17 protein-coding genes are annotated in these 18,153 nt (G+C 38.2%); 5 read left to right on the top strand and 12 right to left on the bottom strand.

Going from position 1 to position 18,153, the window contains the following annotated elements:
* Window positions 1-6: 6 nt before the first annotated feature.
* The 5 genes from M1D52_RS12735 to M1D52_RS12715 form a co-directional block, all read right to left on the bottom strand.
* The gene (locus M1D52_RS12735; protein ID WP_437392735.1) at window positions 7-663 is read right to left on the bottom strand and encodes a hypothetical protein; all 657 of its coding nucleotides are present in this window, start codon (window positions 661-663) and stop codon (window positions 7-9) included.
* Window positions 660-1,493: an ABC transporter permease gene (locus M1D52_RS12730; protein WP_013667019.1), complete on the bottom strand. Its 834-nt coding sequence runs from the start codon at window positions 1,491-1,493 to the stop codon at window positions 660-662. Before M1D52_RS12730 ends, M1D52_RS12735 begins: the two co-directional genes overlap by 4 nt.
* On the bottom strand, window positions 1,490-2,341 hold the full coding sequence (locus tag M1D52_RS12725; RefSeq protein ID WP_013667020.1) for an ABC transporter ATP-binding protein: 852 nt from the start codon (window positions 2,339-2,341) through the stop codon (window positions 1,490-1,492). Before M1D52_RS12725 ends, M1D52_RS12730 begins: the two co-directional genes overlap by 4 nt.
* The gene (locus tag M1D52_RS12720) at window positions 2,316-2,897 is read right to left on the bottom strand and encodes a hypothetical protein (protein WP_013667021.1); all 582 of its coding nucleotides are present in this window, start codon (window positions 2,895-2,897) and stop codon (window positions 2,316-2,318) included. Before M1D52_RS12720 ends, M1D52_RS12725 begins: the two co-directional genes overlap by 26 nt.
* A gap of 227 nt (window positions 2,898-3,124) precedes the next feature.
* Window positions 3,125-4,318 (bottom strand): anhydro-N-acetylmuramic acid kinase, encoded by a 1,194-nt coding sequence (locus M1D52_RS12715; RefSeq protein ID WP_437392734.1) that lies wholly within the window; start codon window positions 4,316-4,318, stop codon window positions 3,125-3,127.
* Between the two features lie 190 nt (window positions 4,319-4,508).
* Between M1D52_RS12715 and M1D52_RS12710 the strand changes: the two genes are divergently transcribed.
* On the top strand, window positions 4,509-6,779 hold the full coding sequence (locus M1D52_RS12710; RefSeq protein WP_437392733.1) for a S41 family peptidase: 2,271 nt from the start codon (window positions 4,509-4,511) through the stop codon (window positions 6,777-6,779).
* A gap of 112 nt (window positions 6,780-6,891) precedes the next feature.
* Entirely contained in the window at window positions 6,892-9,417 is a 2,526-nt protein-coding gene (locus M1D52_RS12705) for a family 20 glycosylhydrolase (RefSeq protein ID WP_437392732.1), read from the top strand.
* A 77-nt stretch (window positions 9,418-9,494) separates the two neighbouring features.
* Here M1D52_RS12705 and M1D52_RS12700 read toward each other — a convergent pair whose 3' ends face one another.
* The 7 genes from M1D52_RS12700 to M1D52_RS12670 all read right to left on the bottom strand — a co-directional run bounded on the left by M1D52_RS12700 (window position 9,495) and on the right by M1D52_RS12670 (window position 15,059).
* Complete coding sequence (locus M1D52_RS12700) at window positions 9,495-10,280, bottom strand: DUF4261 domain-containing protein (protein WP_242627180.1); 786 nt, start codon at window positions 10,278-10,280, stop codon at window positions 9,495-9,497.
* 272 nt (window positions 10,281-10,552) lie between these two features.
* A complete protein-coding gene (locus tag M1D52_RS12695) occupies window positions 10,553-11,053 on the bottom strand; it encodes a hypothetical protein (RefSeq protein WP_013667026.1) in 501 nt (166 codons plus the stop codon).
* Between the two features lie 26 nt (window positions 11,054-11,079).
* Entirely contained in the window at window positions 11,080-11,730 is a 651-nt protein-coding gene (locus tag M1D52_RS12690) for an MgtC/SapB family protein (protein ID WP_013667027.1), read from the bottom strand.
* Between the two features lie 32 nt (window positions 11,731-11,762).
* Window positions 11,763-12,443: a DUF2490 domain-containing protein gene (locus M1D52_RS12685; protein WP_130855919.1), complete on the bottom strand. Its 681-nt coding sequence runs from the start codon at window positions 12,441-12,443 to the stop codon at window positions 11,763-11,765.
* A gap of 13 nt (window positions 12,444-12,456) precedes the next feature.
* A complete protein-coding gene (locus tag M1D52_RS12680; RefSeq protein ID WP_457941564.1) occupies window positions 12,457-13,086 on the bottom strand; it encodes a hypothetical protein in 630 nt (209 codons plus the stop codon).
* A gap of 26 nt (window positions 13,087-13,112) precedes the next feature.
* Window positions 13,113-14,561, bottom strand: coding sequence for an amino acid permease (locus M1D52_RS12675; RefSeq protein ID WP_437392731.1), 1,449 nt, complete (start codon window positions 14,559-14,561; stop codon window positions 13,113-13,115).
* Between the two features lie 213 nt (window positions 14,562-14,774).
* Window positions 14,775-15,059, bottom strand: coding sequence for a hypothetical protein (locus tag M1D52_RS12670; protein WP_013667031.1), 285 nt, complete (start codon window positions 15,057-15,059; stop codon window positions 14,775-14,777).
* 476 nt (window positions 15,060-15,535) lie between these two features.
* Between M1D52_RS12670 and M1D52_RS12665 the strand changes: the two genes are divergently transcribed.
* The 3 genes from M1D52_RS12665 to M1D52_RS12655 are packed head-to-tail and all read left to right on the top strand — an operon-like array spanning window position 15,536 to window position 18,149.
* The gene (locus M1D52_RS12665) at window positions 15,536-16,030 is read left to right on the top strand and encodes a YbhB/YbcL family Raf kinase inhibitor-like protein (RefSeq protein ID WP_041388467.1); all 495 of its coding nucleotides are present in this window, start codon (window positions 15,536-15,538) and stop codon (window positions 16,028-16,030) included.
* The gene (locus M1D52_RS12660) at window positions 16,023-17,114 is read left to right on the top strand and encodes a glycosyltransferase family 9 protein (RefSeq protein ID WP_437392730.1); all 1,092 of its coding nucleotides are present in this window, start codon (window positions 16,023-16,025) and stop codon (window positions 17,112-17,114) included. Before M1D52_RS12665 ends, M1D52_RS12660 begins: the two co-directional genes overlap by 8 nt.
* A 36-nt stretch (window positions 17,115-17,150) precedes the next feature.
* Window positions 17,151-18,149, top strand: a complete 999-nt coding sequence (locus tag M1D52_RS12655; RefSeq protein ID WP_437392729.1) for a glycosyltransferase — start codon at window positions 17,151-17,153, stop codon at window positions 18,147-18,149.
* The last annotated feature ends 4 nt before the right edge of the window (window positions 18,150-18,153 follow it).

The following is an 18,153-nucleotide window of genomic DNA, read 5'->3' as shown; positions in this document are numbered from 1 at the left end:
GAGAAATCAATGTTGTTTAATGCGGTAATCCTTTATTTGCATTTTTATTTTTCCTGTTTTGGTTTCCATTGCTCTCATTTTCTTTCGATCGATTTTTGTGTCCTTTCCCATAAAGTTAAACGGTATTTTAAGTCGTTCGATAGCAAACGTTGTTTCGACATAATTTGGAAGTATATCTTTATTACTTGCGTAGCTCATTAATAGTATATAAGAACCGTCTTTCCGTGTATTTATTTCTGATTCCACGATACGTTTCGCTTGAACATCCATATATAGCGTAGCCATTGCTAAATCGGAGCGTTTGTCGGTGGGAATCACATTAACTACTTTCAAAAGCAAACCCTTTCTTTTCTCCGTACCCCGGTCGACGGTTATAAACGGATATTTAAAAATCTCCGACATTGAAAAATCCAACCCACGCTTTGGTAGCATAACGAAATCCGTTGAGGAAAATCCCATCTTTTCCCCTTTCGAATAAGTTATTTTTGCAGATTTAGTGGGCATACGAATGAATGGTACATCTAAATCAAAGATCACGGTTGCAGAGAATTGTGGAACGGCATCCATCCTCTTTTTTATGGTCAGCAGATCTGTGTCTATTTCTTGGCCAAAGATAGGTTTGACTAACCATAAGAAAAACAATACAAAAATAACGCGAATCATCCGATATCTTTTTTATTAAAAATGTATGTGCCGATTAAGACCATTAACAAGCTGTACAATATGAGCAAAAAGTTGTTGCCAATAATACGTGTCCAGTCAAGTTCATATACAAAAAGCTGTTGCCATGTATCTATCAATTTTGGAAAAAACAAATTATTGAAACTTGCATTGCCAAAGTCTACCTTTAAAAGTAGATTTGTAATAACAAGAAATAGTGCAGATACAAGCCATGTCTTTGAAGAATCCTTTATCAGGATAGCAAGGGTCATGCTTGTAACATTGTAGAAAATCATAGCAATTGCACCTGAAATAAATGAAAAGCATATTCGTCTAAAAGCATCTCCCGATTCGAAAAAATTTAAGGTGTTAATATAAACGATTAAATCTCCTTTACCGAAAATTGCATAAGCAAAGGCGAAAGTCGTTAACATCATAAAAGTAATCACAAGGATTGTAAACAAGATAGCCATTGCATATTTGACTAAAATGAACTGCTTTTTTTTAACTGCCTGCAACATAACAGACTGCAGTGTTCCGTCTTTATATTCATCAGTAAGAAAACCAGACGTAATTATCATGAGAATTAATGGCACATTGAACCAAAGTGAATTAAGAACGATGTACATAATGAGGTTACCGTTCAGTAATGAACCCTCAAAATAAAATGATTGCTTTAATGACTCTAGAAGCAAATCCAAGACCGTGCTTCCCTGATAGTACGCGATGAGCAGAATCAGCAATTCTATTAATATAATGGCTCCCAAAGCATAATAGGTTTTGCTTTGCTTCACAATTTTCAACAGTTCGGCACTGAAAAGTGATTTCATCATAGAGTTCCCTTTATTAATTGTTCCAGGGTTAAATCCGGAATACAAGCTGTGACTTGTACTCCTTCACTTAACAATTCGTTCAACAAACCGGTAATTTCCCCGCTATTGCAAACTACTTTCACTTCATTAACGCCAAAGACGGTCTGATACTTCTTAAGTACTTCGGAAGATTCGATATTATTTGCTAATATTGAATAGCTATAAATGTATTTACTGATTAAATGTTTTGTAGTACCTGAATTTACAATTTTCCCATTGTCCATTATATATAACGAGTGACAACACCTACTTAACTCACCCATGAGATGAGAAGATAAAAGAATGGCAATTTTTTCATATTGGGCTAACGATAGAATAAGGTCAATAAGAGATGCCACACCGAAAGGGTCTAGCCCGGAAAAAGGTTCGTCCAAAATCAAACAGCCCGGATTGTTTACCAGCGCAATAGCAATGCCTAGCCGCTGTTTCATTCCTAGGGAAAAATTACCTACCGGATCTTTTCGATCTGTAGGTAGGCCTACTTTTAAAAGGTAATCCCGAATGCTGTCGGGATCAGCTTTGGCACCTTGTATGCCGGCAAATATTTTCAAATTATCATAGGCGTTCAGATAGTTATATAAGCCAGGTCTCTCAATGATGGCACCAATAGATTTGGATCGAGGTGATTGAAGAATTATTTCACCGCTATCAGCCCTGATCAAACCGGTTAATATTTTAAAAAGTGTAGTTTTCCCGGCACCATTACGTCCCAACAACCCGCAAATCTCCCCTGGGGCAACCTGTATACTGACATTATCTAGTGCAATTTTTGAGCGATAAGATTTAGACAGATTCTTTCCTATAAGCATTATAGACCATGTTTTTATTCAATGTATTACCTAAGTCGCGGAAGTTGAAACGCGGTTCATAATACTTCTCCATAAATGTACGCGACCAGAAATATCTTTTAAACAGGAAGAACGGATCACGTACCATAAACTGAGGTATGAAATGAAACCACTTAATTCCTATTTTATTATAATAAATCTCTACCTGGTTCCGAAGACCTAATTCAGCAGCAGCAACAAGTACTGCATTTCGCTGACATTTGGAGCCGCTGTAGTGTCTGGCTAATTTAGGGGTAAAACCGTGTACATAGAGATGGTCTTTTATTCTTTTGTAATTTTGAAATCTCGACCAAGCGTCCATAATAACTAAAAAAACATGGCTAAAAGCAAATAAAAGGCACCCCAACCAAAATAACGTTTGAATAATACCTCCCTCTATATAAGCACTTTTCAATTTTAACCAATAGAAATACGATTCAAGTAGAAAAAGAAAAACTGAGCAATGTAACAAAACGCCGACATTCCAATAAGAAAGCAGCCAGCTAGGCTGTTTAGGTAACGAATTCTGATTTAACATGTTACATTAATTAAACTCTTCACAAATCTTTAGCTGGGATCAAACTATAAGCACTACGCATTGCAGCATATGACAGGGGCATCAAAATTACACAAACTCCTTTACTTCTGCTTTTAGTTAAGTTTTTCAAACATAGATAAATTTGCTTTTTTTCACAAGCATTCACTTTTTTTGTGTTCAAGTTGTTTCTATAGATCCATGCATACCCAGATTAAAGTTCCTGTGGATCAATACGGAAAACTAACTTTCCCCATAGATACAGCGGGTAAACCACCCATCCGTTCAAAATGGGTCGGCCTCCCTGCAACCGCTTCGTTAGCCAATAATGCAAACAGGACGGCCTCTTTTGCATCGGGATTAATTCCCAGCTCTTTCGTCGTTCTTGTTTTTTTTTTTAAGAGTCGCTCAATTTGATCTACCAACAAAGGGTTGTACATACCGCCCCCACTAAGGTATAACGTATAGTTCTCGCCTTTCTTTACGGATGAAATGATTGCCTGTGCAATACCTTTTGCCGAAAACTGTACAAGCGTTGCCATGATATCATAATCATTCAAACCTTGCTGCTCTGAACGTTCAATTGCCCGATTTAAATAAGCCAAACTAAAAAGCTCTGGCCCCGTGGTTTTCGGAAAAGGGGCTCTAAAAAAGTCGTTGTCCAATAAAGCTTTCAAAAGGGCTTCATTGATCTTTCCGGCAGAAGCTATCGTCGCGTCTTTATCATAATATCTTCCGGGAAATTTAAGCTGAATATATTGATCCATTAATGTATTGCCGGGGCCTACATCCGTCGAAAAGCCGCTTTCCGAAAAGTTGGCTGGTAAGTAAGTGAAGTTTGCGATCCCCCCTATATTAAGCATAATTCTATTCTCTTTCGGGTGAGAGAAGATCAAATAATCCCCATACACAGCTAATGGGGCACCTTCCCCACCACCTGCAATATGTTTTTGTCGAAAATCACTAATGGTGATAATACCGGTATTTACTGCTAAATGATCAGCATCGCCTATTTGGAGCGTGGCGTTGCCATACTTTTGATTTCCATGCATATGCTTCGGTGCGTGAAAAATAGTTTGACCATGGCTGGCAATAATATCAATGTCGTCAGCTTCAAGCTGCCATTCTTTTAAACAAGCAGAGACGAGCGAAGCATAATAGCTGCCGATATAAGCGTTTAACAAGGTGATTTTCTCTAAGTCGACCATCTTCTTTGCAAACACTGATTTTAAGTCTTCTTTAAAAGCAGCGTCATAATCCTTTGTTACAAAATGCAACACCTTCACCTGAGTTTCCGGTCCGTAACCTTTGAATTGACACAACGCAATATCGAGACCATCAAAGGAAGTTCCTGACATAAGGCCAATAATATTTCGTTCTTCTTTAGCCGCTATTTTATAGAGTTTCTCGATATTTTTATTCATAAAGCCATAGAGACTGATCCAAGGAAACGAATATAGAATTTTCGTGATAAATATTGCAAGTAACCGGAAGAAAGACAAAGCATCACGTCGAAATGTTATAAAATGTTAATTCTGCTCCGCTTTTTTGTATTAGTTATCAATAGGTTATAAACTTGTCATAAAATCACCTTACTGCTAAAAATGAGGAATCATGAATAGGTTGTTAATCCTTTTTATCCTTTGTTTCCATCTTCACCCACTTGCTTATGCGCAACCAAGTAAACAGCAAAAACGAAATTTGATGGCTTTCAGTAAATTGTTCGGATATGTTAAGTATTTTTATCCTGCCGACGAACTGCAAAACGATTCTTGTTGGAATGCAATAGCCATATACGGAATACAGCGTATGCTCATGGTAAAGAACGACAAGGAATTAATAACGGAACTGCGTGCTTTATTTTGCCCTCTTGTGCCCCAAGCTAAAATTGATTTCTCAGACAAAATCGATAGCTTTACGTTAACGGATACCGTCAATAATTGTAAAGATAGATTAGTTTATTGGCAGCATCAGGGCTTCGGCTTAAATTCGAACATGTCCGTCCCTTTTAGAAGTATACGGGTAAACAGTAAAATAGAATACGACCAAAACAAAAGCCCCTTAAGTTACTTTTCGGTTACAAAAGTACTTCAATTGGAGAAATACAAAGGGAAGCCTTTTGTATTCACTTTGGATATTACAGCTAAACCGACGTCGGACAATTATAAAGACAATTTATTTGCAGGCCCTTGTGTAGCGTCGGAAGACCTAGATGAACTAAATACAGAACGAAAAGCAATTGCTGAAGTGAAAGAAAGTTTCATATTTCGTGGAACGATTGACAGAAACTTACCCCTTGTACAATTTGGATGTTACATTGATCCATCCGTGGAAAATGTACAACTAAATAGTCCGCAACTATTTATACATAATTCCGACAACAAGTTAATTCCTATAGATCTCGATTTAGCAGAATTAATTGATTTTTCAGGGGATTTAAATATTGAACGTACGAAATATGCGTTTATGATAGGAAAAGTACGTCATGAGCCGCTCTTTAATAGGGAAATTAAGGCAGGTGAAGTAATAAGGAAGGAGCTAGTGTCTGATATCAGTGTCCTAATTCCGCTTTCATTATATAGTAATGGTATACATACCTACCCGGCTGTTGACAGCGCTACGCTTGACCGATTTCAAAAGAAGGCAAGCGTAAAGTTCTTAGGTCAGGATGAAAAAGCAATTGAAACACGACTAGCTTGTCTTATTCAAGCATGGAACGTACTCAAGCATTCTTTCCCTTACTGGAAAGAAGCTTCTGCTGCTCCCGATTCAATATTTGAACGATCGCTCGAAAAAGCATTTTTTGATGTTGATAAACAGGATTTCTTAAGCACCCTTCAATTATTAACCGTCCCCTTAAACGACGGGCAAATGTATGTGGACCTTTATAATGAAACAAAAGATGATGCAACAGCCAGTGTACCACTACTTGCGACATCCATAGACAACAGGATTTTCGTTAAAATGGTGATGGATCAGGATCTTTCAAAACGCGTGCAAATAGGCGATGAAATTATGAATATAAACGGACGATCCGCAATGGAGTATCTTAGAGAAAAAGAAGATTTAATATCTGGATCTCAACAGTGGAAACGATCAAAAGGATTAACAATATTATTCAACGGCCCGAAACACAGTTCGTTAAAAATGAAACTACGAACGGCGGAAGGTGAGAAAAGGATTCAAATTCCAAGAAGTGTAATGTCGAGAGCGCCTCAAAACAATTCTTTCTCTTTGTATCAAAAAGCAACAGGGTGGATTAATAAAGCATTATATTATGTTGATCTTACTTCTGATAAGTTTGGAACAAACCCTTATATTCTGCAAGAAATGGATGAGGCAAAGGCGATCATTTTCGATATGAGGGGCTATCCTCCTGCAACGATTTCTTCAGCTCAAATGCTTAATCAAATTCAGGAACAGCTTACTACTTCAGAAATTATAGATCATCGCATTTATGTTCCACAAATTCTCTATCCAGACTATCAGAATGTGCACTATAAAGTACTGACGCATTTAATTCATCCGGCGCAAAAAAGGTGGAAAGCAAAAGCATACTTTCTAACGGATGCTAATGCAATAAGTGTGTCGGAAACCTATCTTAGCGTAATAAAGAATTATAAACTCGGAACTATTATTGGTCAAGCTACCGCGGGTGCAGATGGAGCTGTTAATATTTTGCTCTTGCCCCATGGTTATAGGTTACGCTTTTCAGGAACGTTGGTAAAAACGAATACAGGTAGTAAACATCATTTAGTAGGAGTCATACCTGATATAGAGGTGAAACCTACGCTTGAGGCGCTAAAAGAAAGACGTGACGAAATACTGGAACGAGCAATAGAACTTGCTGAACAGGACATTCAATCGGCTGCAATAGGTAAGTGAATAACGCACGTATCCGTAATATCATCGATACCAGGTGAAAACAGATGAAAATCGATTAATAATATCTTATTATTGAAGATTAATCCGATATTTAAACACAAAAAGCTAACATATGAAGATTAATCATCAATTCCTTTGGCTTTGGTTAATTCTTTTTTTCGCTTGCTCGAATAGCAAAAGTATAACAGAAGAAAGTGAACCCTTAAAGCTAAAATGGAAAATACTTGAAAGCTCCTCTGCAAAACACACAGAAAGTGAATCAGCTTTCACCATTATTAATACGGGCGAGCGTTCATTAAAACAAGGGAATTGGAAACTCTTTTTTAATATGGGCTCTTTACGATTGAGTGATAGCGATACCAATCACGTTAAAATAGCGCACATCAATGGTGATGTCTTTTCAATTGCTCCCGATTCCACTTTCCCGGAGATTAGACCTGGTGATTCAATCGTTATGCAAGTGCTTTCACGTAAGATTCGCAATATTACAGATTTTCCAAATGGCTTTTATGCAGTATTTAATCCTGATTCCACCAAGGGAGTTAGTTTGTCTTTAGCATTGGACACACCAAAATATATTAAAAAGCAGGAAATAGCACTGAATGCCAAAATCTATGAAGAAAATACCAAGATTGTATCCATTGACAGCATGTCGATTCCGCCTGTGTTTCCGACTCCGGAAAGTTATTACCGAAAACCGGGAAGCTTTACGTTTAATGAAGAGTTGAAAATTTATGCTGACTCTAGCATATTAGGGGAAGCAGAGCATTTAGTAGAACTATGTAAATTGCTGAATTGTAACGCGATATTAACTGATAGCCGTAACCAAGCGACGATACGGTTTGAAAAGAAGGCGCTCAACACGCCGGAAGCTTACGAACTTACCATAACACCTCATGACATTAGCATCTATTCGGGCGATCCTAGGGGAGCGTTTTATGCTATACAGTCCATTAAGACGCTTATAGCACCGGAATATTATAAGGGTACGCAAAAAAATATTAGCTTACCTTGTGTTAGTATAATAGATCGACCAAGATTTAAACATCGGGCTTTCCAGTTGGATGTTGGACGGAACTTTCAACCGAAAGAGCAAATTTTTAAGCTTTTAGATTTAATGGCCCTGTATAAGTTGAACGTTTTTCATTTTCACTTAGTTGAGGATGAAGGCTGGCGCTTAGAAATCCCCGGCCTACCCGAACTCACAGAAGTCGGCGCGTTCAGAGGCCACACCTTAAACGAACTGGATCACCTTCTTCCCTCCTATGGCTCCGGTCCTTTTAAAACGAACACAGCAGGGAGCGGATATTACAGCCGAAAGGATTATATAGATATCTTACGATATGCTAAGTCTAGACACATCCGCGTAATACCTGAGATAGAGACACCCGGACACGCGCGGGCAGCTATTAAAGCGATGAAAGCCCGTTATGAACATTTTAAAGCACAAGGTAAGGAAGAAGAGGGACGAAAATACCTGCTGCATGACTTGGAAGATCATTCAGATTATCGTTCGGTTCAAGGGTTCAATGATAATGTGATAAATGTTGCTCTGCCATCAACCTATACATTCTTGGAAAAAGTAAGCGATGAGTTGATCAATATGCACAAAGAGGCTGGAATGCCTCTTCAGACCATCCATTTCGGCGGAGATGAGGTGCCTTCCGGGGTTTGGGAGCAATCTCCTGCCGTTAGAAAGTTGATGGCCAACGATCCGACAATAAAATCGGTAGACGATTTATGGTATTATTATTTCAATAAGTTGCAGAGGTTCTTGTCAACTAAAGCATTGTACCTCTCTGCTTGGGAAGAAGCCGGGTTGCGTAAGGTAGCAGACGGGAAGGGAAAGAAAAAGATGATTGTGGAACAGCGTTTCGCCAAAAATAACTTTCATTTAGATGTTTGGAATAATTTAGCCGGGAATGAAGACCTTGCTTATAAACTGGCCAATGCAGGCTACCAAGTTGTGCTTACAAATGTTACCAACATGTATCTTGATTTGGCTTATAACACTAGCTTTTACGAAATCGGGCAATATTGGGGTGGCTATGTTGATCTGGAGAAACCTTTTCGATTCATTCCGTACAACTATTATAAAAATCAGGTAGAAGACGAAAGAGGAAGAGCTCTTCCCGCTAACCACTTTGTAAAAATGGAACGGCTAACAAAATTCGGCAAGGATAATATTGTCGGAATTCAGGCGCCATTATGGAGCGAAAAAATAGTCAATAAAGATCGTTTGGAATATCTGCTGTTACCGAAATTGTTAGGTTTAGCTGAGCGGGCTTGGGCACCCGATCCTAGTTGGGCCGTTGATGTTGAGCCGAAGAAAGCGGAAACCTCGTATTTATACGCTTGGTCAGTGTTTCTTAATACCGTTGGCAAAAGGGAATTGCCTCGTCTAGACTTTTACAAAGGAGGCTTTTTGTATAGAATTCCGACACCTGGGTTAAAAAAGATTGAAAACACAGTGTATGCCAATGTTCAGCTTCCAGGTTTAATTATTCGCTATACAACAGACGGTACGGAACCTAATGAAAAAAGTAAGGTATATTCAAAACCCGTTTCCTTTCAAAAAGGGCTCAAATTTAGAGCGTTTAATGTATTGGGAAGAGGCGGGAGAACGGTTTCATGGTAACTGAGAATAGACGCTACCTTGGTTATATGTAGGGAAACAATAACTGGTTGGTTTTATTTTAGCGTAATAAAGAATCTTTAATAAGAAATTTTAAGTGTGGTGCCATGAACAAATTTGCCTTTAGATTTGCTTATAGTAAACTTCTCATTCCAAGACAAGCCAACCATCTCGCCGCTTTTCAAATGTACGTTAGAAACCAAGACATAATGTACAATATTATACATAAGCGCATTTAATTCTTCAAATGTCTTTTCGGAATTTATAATCTCCATTTCTTGCTTTCCAAAATCAGACAAACCATAGGTATAGATGGATTGCTTTGTTCCAAGCTGTCTGAGGCCAAAATAAATCCAATTGTACAGTGGCAGGCGGTCTTCTGAGGCACCAATAGCATTATTTAAATAAAAGTCCTTTTCTAGTAAAAGTGTTCTTCCTCCCATATAAAAACCTAAAGAGTTGCTGCTTTTTAAGATAGCACATACAACTTTACTGAACAATAGATTTTCCTTTAAAGCGTTTTTTCCCGCATTTATAAGCGATATAATAATATGACCGTTATGTTCTGCTGTTTCTTCTATGGCGTTCGGCCAGTAATAATTGTACCTGGCAATCTCATTCACCTCATCATCCGGAATATTGCCACAAATGGGTGCAATAACTATTTGATAATCCGCAATCGTTAATACCATCATTTCCTCTCCTCGCTCATGCTCTACCATTTTGGTCTTAAATTCACTTTGAAGTAACCATAGCACCTCATCAAGTACCATTGTCGCTTCTTTTAATAATACAATTCCTAAAATAATAGCCGATGTTGAACTTTCTATTCGCTTTTCTCTATTTAAAAAACTTAAAATCCCCATAAGAATGCAATCAAAAAGAAATCCAGTGAATTCTCAGCGGCGGTTGTTCGGAGAATGTGTGCTCCTAAACCGTTACTATCGAACTCAAGCAGAAATGAACATCTTCCTTAGATCGTAAGAAATAAGACGTTCGAGATGTTAATTGGTATTTACAGATTTCTTTATTTGGTTTTGTTAATGATTTGTTTAGTTGACGTTGCTAATATAAATTATATACACATTATTTCACAATAATATATGAATATTTGAGAAATAAGATAGAGAAAGTGTATCTATTTTTCTTTCAAGTGCATATCGATTTTCATGATGAGATCATCGAGCCAATTTTTGTAATCCGACAGATATATGAGTTCAAAATTGATGTAATGTACCCAAAGGAGTTCTGTATATTTGAAGCCTAACAAATTGGATACTTTTTCAAAAATGGTTTTAGGTAAACCGCCAGCGACTAATCGAGTTAATTCTTCAGCCAGAACATTCTGAACATTCTTATAACAGGAGATAACAGTGTCGGGAAAGGCTAAGTCGAAACGAATATAGCGTCGCATGATTAAATCGTAAGCTATTGCATGGCGCCCTTTTTCGAAAAGAACCGCTAACTGTTTATAGGGAATGGTGTCTTGCGAGGCGTATATTGTATGAGGTGGTCGAAGTCTAAATAAGGCCTCATGTAAAGTGCCACCACCGTGAGCGGTCACTTGGATAAGTCCCTCCGGCACTCCCAGCTTTGATAGAAACTGAACCGACTCCTCCTTGTTTAAAATGGTGCTCATTAGGTTTACTATGTAATGGTTAATGGTTAGCTAAAGGCTCGTACATAAGGCAATTGAATTATTTCTTCATCCAAATACCTTAATTTTTTGTCACTTCCTTGTACCTCTAATATAGCAAATAATCTTTCATTTTGCTTACGCAACGAAATTCTTGTATACTTTATGTGCCTTTCCTCTAAAAAATGCTCAACATAATGAAGATGCCGAAGATCGCCATCACAAAAGTCAATATTCAGCAACTTACGATTATGGTACATTCCAATTAGATTTTCAATTTTGGTAAACAAGGACAAAACTACAATAGTAACCAACGTAAGCGCCAGAGCTAAAGCGTGGTAACCGATTCCAGCAGCCATACCTATTCCCGCCGCCGTCCAAATAACCGCCGCAGTAGTGAGGCCCAGTACCGATAGTCGATCTTTAAATATAACACCCGCGCCTATAAAGCCAATACCTGTAATAATATTTGCAGAAATACGATCATCACTTCCGGTACCATATTTTGAAACGATCGTGAAAATTGTTGAACCGAGGCAAATTAATACAATGGTTCTAAAACCGGCTGATTTATTGTTGTATTCGCGTTCGAGTCCGATGATACTACCACAAATGATCGAAACGAGAAAGCTCATCATATCGTTAGGTTCAAGTAACCATTCAATTTCAGTTGTTTTCATACTTGCTTTAAACAACCAAGATGTCGAATAGTTTAAAAGCTATGAAACCACCCCAAATTGAGCCAACATTGGTGTTCCGTATTTTTTGCTATTATATCTTCAGCTCTATAATCGAAACCGGTCTCGAATTTCATTTTATCAGATAAATTATATCCAAGCGAGGCAAGCAGTCTAATCTCTACATCCAGTTCTTTTTTCGCATAGGTTGGAAGATATTCGTTGTTAATTTTTAAGTAAAACTCTTTAGGATCTATCTCTAAACCTTCTAATGGCTTTTCAAAACTTAGTCGGTACCGGATTCTGAACGACCATTCATTATCGGTTATGGTTTGGTCACTTCGAAAACGATGGGCAAGTCGAAAGCCTATTTTATTTTGAACATGAGCATATTGTTGAATGAAACGATGGACTAACTTTCCTTCTTCAATTCGAAGGAGATACCCCACACCCACTCCGTCTAAAGGGCTTAGCTTTCTGTTTAATATTGTTTCAAAATCGCTTCTTTCAAAATGAAATCCTTTTTGTGCAGTAAGGTTTGAAGGACCATCTTTTAACAGTTGTCGTATCTCTACTTTTGAATTTAGCTCATATCGGTCACCTAAGCTAAATTCATTATTAATTTGAGGAATAACCCCTAATTGGTAGCGATCCTGCCCACGTAAAGATGAAATGCAAAATAAAAAGAAATACCCGAACAGGAAATGGTTCTTCATTTGTGTTTTATAATCAGAATATGAGATGATTTACGGCACGTTCTACAATTTTAGACAATTTAATTACCTCACCTTGTTTATTAACAAGAATTTCGTAAAAGCTATTGATCTTATCTTCGCTGCTTTTCGCTTTTATAATAAGTTCATAATTTATTATGAGTTCTTCTGTAGTTTCCCTGGTTTGATTACCAACGATTCGCTGAAGTTGAGCAGAAGAGCCTTTCAATTGTACTTGTGTTTTGACAATTCTATAATGTTGGAAGTTAGTTTGTAAGTGGGTTTCAATTTGCTTCCTGGCTATGTCTTCAACCTCTTCAAATTTAATGCCTATCTCGATATCCTGTAAATTCCCTAATGTGTCGAATTCTACACTGTGTCGCTGTCCCTTCCATTTAAGTTTTGCTTCTAAGGTAAAACCGCTTAGACCTTCTTCTCTATACCATTTTGCCTTTGCATTCAAATAAGTAGCTTTAATAAAGGATTTTGCTTTTTCAGGCACATGTTCCGCCGCTATCCTGTATTCTCTTTCTAATTTCTCTTGCGCTTCGATAGGCTGTGACAAGATAGAAAAAGCAAGAATAAATAATATTCTTAATCTGCGTGCAATCCCTTTATTTTCTATGCAATATATTAGGGTCATCAATCTATAATTGCTTTAGGTTAAAACACCTAAAATCTGTCGGTGGTTTTTTGTTTATTTCTTTTTACGGCCAAATAACTCACATATAATAGTATTAACCAGATGGGAATCAGTTCAACGGGCGTTTTCATACCCGTAAGCCACATGATAACGAGCACACCAATTAGGAACAATAGGCAGATATAATTTGTAAAAGGATATAGGAAGGTTGGGAATTTTGTTTTTAGCTGCTCAACATTTTTTGCTTTACGAAAAAACAAGTGGGTAATACTTATCATAATCCAATTGATAATCAACGACGACACCACTAAAGACATAAGAATCCCCAATGCTTGCTCGGGCATTAGTTTATTAATAACAATGCAAATAGCAGCAAAGATAGCCGAAACTAAAATAGCCATTATCGGGACGTGGTTTCTGTTCAGCTTCGACAAAAATCGGGGTGCATTGCCTTGCTTCGCCAATCCGAACAGCATTCTGCTATTGCTATAAACGCTACTGTTGTAAACAGATAATGCTGCAGTGAGTACAATAATATTTAACACATTGGCTATAATGCTTGTAAAAGAGAACGTTTTACCTAAGACTGTAAATTCAAAACCCTTTAAAGTGTCAAAAACAGCAACAAAGGGACTGCTACCGGTCGTAATTTCTCGCCATGGAGACAAGGAAAATAAAATCACCAAGGCACCGACATAAAAAATTAGAATACGGTAAATTACTTGATTGGTTGCCTTTGGGATGTTTTTTTCGGGGTTCTCTGCCTCTGCTGCTGTAATACCAATTAATTCCAGGCCTCCGAAAGAAAACATAATCAAAGCCATAGCCGTAAGTAAACCTTGGTAATTCCCTCCTTCATCGATACTAAACAGACCTTTTGGAAAGAAACCATCATCATTCCATAAATTACGAATACTTGCTTCTTCTCCGCCCTTCCCGGTAATTAGGAGATAGGTGCCAAAAAGGATCATCGCAATAATGGCAATCACCTTAACAATTGAGAACCAAAACTCAGCTTCTCCGTATATTTTCACAGAGGCTAGATTAATGGCATTTATGACGAGGAAAAAAAACAAACTGGATGCCCAAAGTGGGATTTCAGGCCACCAAAATTGTACATAAATGCCTATGGCGGTCAGCTCCGACATGCTCACCAAGATATACAAAATCCAGTAATTCCATCCCGATGCATAACCTGGAAAGGCTCCCCAGTACTTATACGCAAAATGACTGAAGCTTCCTGATACGGGTTCTTCAACCACCATCTCTCCCAGTTGCCGCATAATTAGAAAGGCGATGAAACCTGCTATTGCATAACCGAAGACAACGGCAGGACCTGCCATAACGGCTGCCGGTCCAATTCCCAAAAATAAGCCGGTACCGATGGCGCCGCCTAAAGCAATAAGCTGTATATGTCTATTTAATAATCCCCGTTTAAGTTCTTGCTGATTTGACGTGTTTTCGTGAAGATTTTCCAAAATCTATTAGTTTTTACTTAGTAAAAAGCAAAGGTAAAAGATATATGCGTTTTGTTGCGATTATTTTGAAATTATCAGCAGTAACGCCGTGTTGCATATGGGTTACTGCCGATGCTTTATGTGGGCAATTCAATGGAAGGTCGTCATGATTACCGTTAATTGGTTTAAACCAATTAAGTGTCAGCAAGATAATAACTTAAGATAAGTGTCGGACTAAGAAAGTATAATTCTCTTCAGATTAATAATATTTTTAGAGCTTGAGTAGGTAACCAGATAACTGTGTAATTTGTTAGGGTATTTTTCACCATCAATAAAAACGACATCCATGTAACGTGTATATTCATAATCTGCACTTAACCGGATATCGGTCCATGCATTTTGAAAGGGCTTCACTTTAAAATTTGTCATGTTGACTTCAGTAGGCAATTCCTCGGGATGCTCAAGCAAGTACTTTTGCAAATGATCAGGGAAGGCTGATAAAGCTTTAAAATTCTCCATAATAAGTTTGTTTTAGCGATATAAAATTAAATTAAAATGAAACAATATGATTATACATCTTTTACACAAACAGTATGAGAAAAAGAGCGTAGATGTGGCCTTCTTCGTAGCCATGAAGATTAATCAAGGAGTGGCAACTTTTATTACTGTCCTAAAAAAGGTTCTCCGTTGTTCACTTCTTTGTATAAACTGCTTTCTCCTTTTCTAATTTTTCCTTGACGTTGTGCTGATATTGAAAAAGAAATTACGTTGAATTTTATACCTAAAGCACTTCTCTTCGCTTATTTACGACTTTTTTAGATGCAGTTACTTCACAGCTTTTCCTTTTTTGGATAGGAGTTTGTGCTTGTCTGTCCGGTTCTGGCAATCATTAAGATACGGAATTTTCGATAATCAAAATGATTATAGCGAGGTTGTATTCGTGGCAGATTTTGCGCTTTACGATGCATGAATAGTTTGACGAAGAAAAAAAACAGATGAAAATACGAAGCATTTTTGAACCAGGTACCGAGATTCCGAAAAGATTTACATGTTTAGGCTCAAATGTTAGCCCATCGTTCGTATTTGAAGGTATTCCTTCTGATGCCGAAAGCTTAGTATTGTTGATCGAAGATATAGACGCTTCTCCAGTCCCATGGACGCATTGGCATGTTTTTAATATTCCTCCTGCCACTACGTTAATTGAAGAAGGGCAGGTACCTGCCGGTGGAATTGAAGGTTTGTGCAATAATCATACGTTTGGCTATGAAGGCCCCTGCCCAAAATACTTCAAAGGGATTCATCATTATGTATTCAGATTATATGCACTGGATACACGCTTAGAATTATCGGCAGCCACCGAACCTGCCACAATCAAAGAGCTGATGAAAGAACATATTATTGACTTTGCTGATTTAGTAGGGATTTGTGATAGTGGCACATATATAAATGACTTATCGGATGAAGTAACCGACGCTACAACAGATGAATAAAATTAAAGAGAAAGATGTAAAAAAAATAGCCGTTCTAAGAGCCAACGCTCTTGGAGATTTTCTTGTTACCCTGCCAGCCATTCATGCTCTTAAACACGCTTATGAAGAGGCTGAGATTGTACTGCTGGGAAGTCCTTGGCACGCCGAATTTCTTGTCAAAAAGCGAACGGTAATCGATCGTGTTGTTGTGGTTCCCCTATATAAAGGTATTCGGGATGAAGAAGGAAAAGAGGCAGATCAAGCAGAAATAGACCATTTTTTTCAACGTATGCAAGAAGAGAAGTTCGATCTAGCTATTCATTTTCAAGGCAGAGGTATAGCGTCCAATCCCTTTATAAGCAAATTAAACGCCCGCGTGACAATAGGGCATACATGCAGGGAGGCCATAGATACAGATTACTGCATTCCTTTTGTCCATTATCAGCACGAGGTAATGCGCTATTTAGAGCTGATAGATTTAGTGGGGGCATTGCCCTATACTTTAGAGCCCGAAATTACCCTGTTTCCTGCTGAGTATGCCAATGCAAAGGAGATTTTGCAAAATTTGGTTATTAGTCAGCCTTACATCATTGTGCATCCCGGTGCTAAGGATCTTCGAAGGCGATGGCTTCCGGATAAATTTGCACAATTGGCGGACGAGCTTGTAAAAAGCGGGGTTACTGTCCTATTCACTGGCGACAATGAGGATGAACAATACCTTCAGGAAATCATTGCAACTATGCAAAATCAGGCTTTTTACGCCTGCCGCAACGTATCCCTGGGAACGCTCGGAGCACTTTTTGCCAAAAGTGAATTGGTCGTTTCTAACGATACAGGACCGCTTCATTTGGCAAGGGCTGCCGGCGCTAAAACGGTAGGTATATATTGGGCACCCAACTTCGCTAAATGGGGACCGCTATTTACGAAAAAGCACCGATTTGTTATATCGTGGGATATGCAATGCCCTAGGTGCGGTGTCGTTCCGAATGAACCTTACCCTTTTGAACCTCGGGATCTTAATTGTGAACACCTTTTTTCGTTCGTAAGAGGCATTGAAGTAAGTGAAGTTTTAAGGGAAGTGAAAATTTTATTAAATGATAAATAGAAGCAAGAATGTACGAAGAAATATAAATAGACAGTTATGCAAATAATATCGCAAAAGCCATTAAGAATTTTAACCTGGCATATACATGGTAGTTATCTTTACTACCTTTCTCAGGTACCGTGCCAGTTCTATCTACCGGTAATGTCTGATAGACCGGAAGGATACGGCGGTCGCTCCGGAACTTTTAAATGGGGAGACAATGTATATGAGGTACCGGTTTCTGAACTAAAGGACATGGATTTTGATTGCATTTTGTTCCAGTCGAGAAAGAACTACCTCGAAGATCAGTATGAAATTTTAGATGAACGTCAAAGACTTCTACCTAAGATTTATTTAGAACATGATCCACCGAGAGAGGTACCTACCGATACGCGGCATATAGTAGATGATCCTGAGGTCCTATTAATACATGTAACCCATTTTAACAATCTGATGTGGGACAATAATCGTACACCTACTAGAGTGATCCAACATGGAGTTTTGATCCCTAAAGACGTCAATTATACCGGAGTGCTTGAAAAAGGAGTTGTAGTAATCAATGGCATAGCGAAGCGAGGGAGGCGATTAGGTTACGATATTTTTAAGCAAGTGCAAAAGTATGTTCCTTTAGATCTAATCGGTATGGAATCGGAAGTGGCCGGTGGATTGGGAGAGATAGCGCCTCCTGAACTACCATCCTTCATTTCGAAGTATCGTTTTTTCTTTAATCCGATACGTTACACGAGTTTAGGTTTGGCAGTCTGTGAGTCGATGATGGTAGGCTTACCAATTATAGGCTTAGCGACTACGGAGATGGCCATGACCGTAGACAATGGAAAGTCTGGGTACATTCATACGGATGTGTCATACTTGATAAATAAAATGCAGTTGTTGCTCGATGATCCACTTCACGCCAAAAAATTGGGGGATAATGCTAGGGAGACAGCAATACAAAACTTTGGAATGGATCGATTCATTCGCGACTGGCTGGACGCGTTCGAACTAGTAATCGAAAAATCAATGCAATTGAGGCAATCTAATCAGACAAATTATTAACAAT

Source organism: Olivibacter sp. SA151 (genome assembly GCF_054130995.1).
The sequence above is the reverse complement of the archived record's forward strand: the minus strand, read 5'-3'. Positions and strand labels throughout refer to the sequence as shown.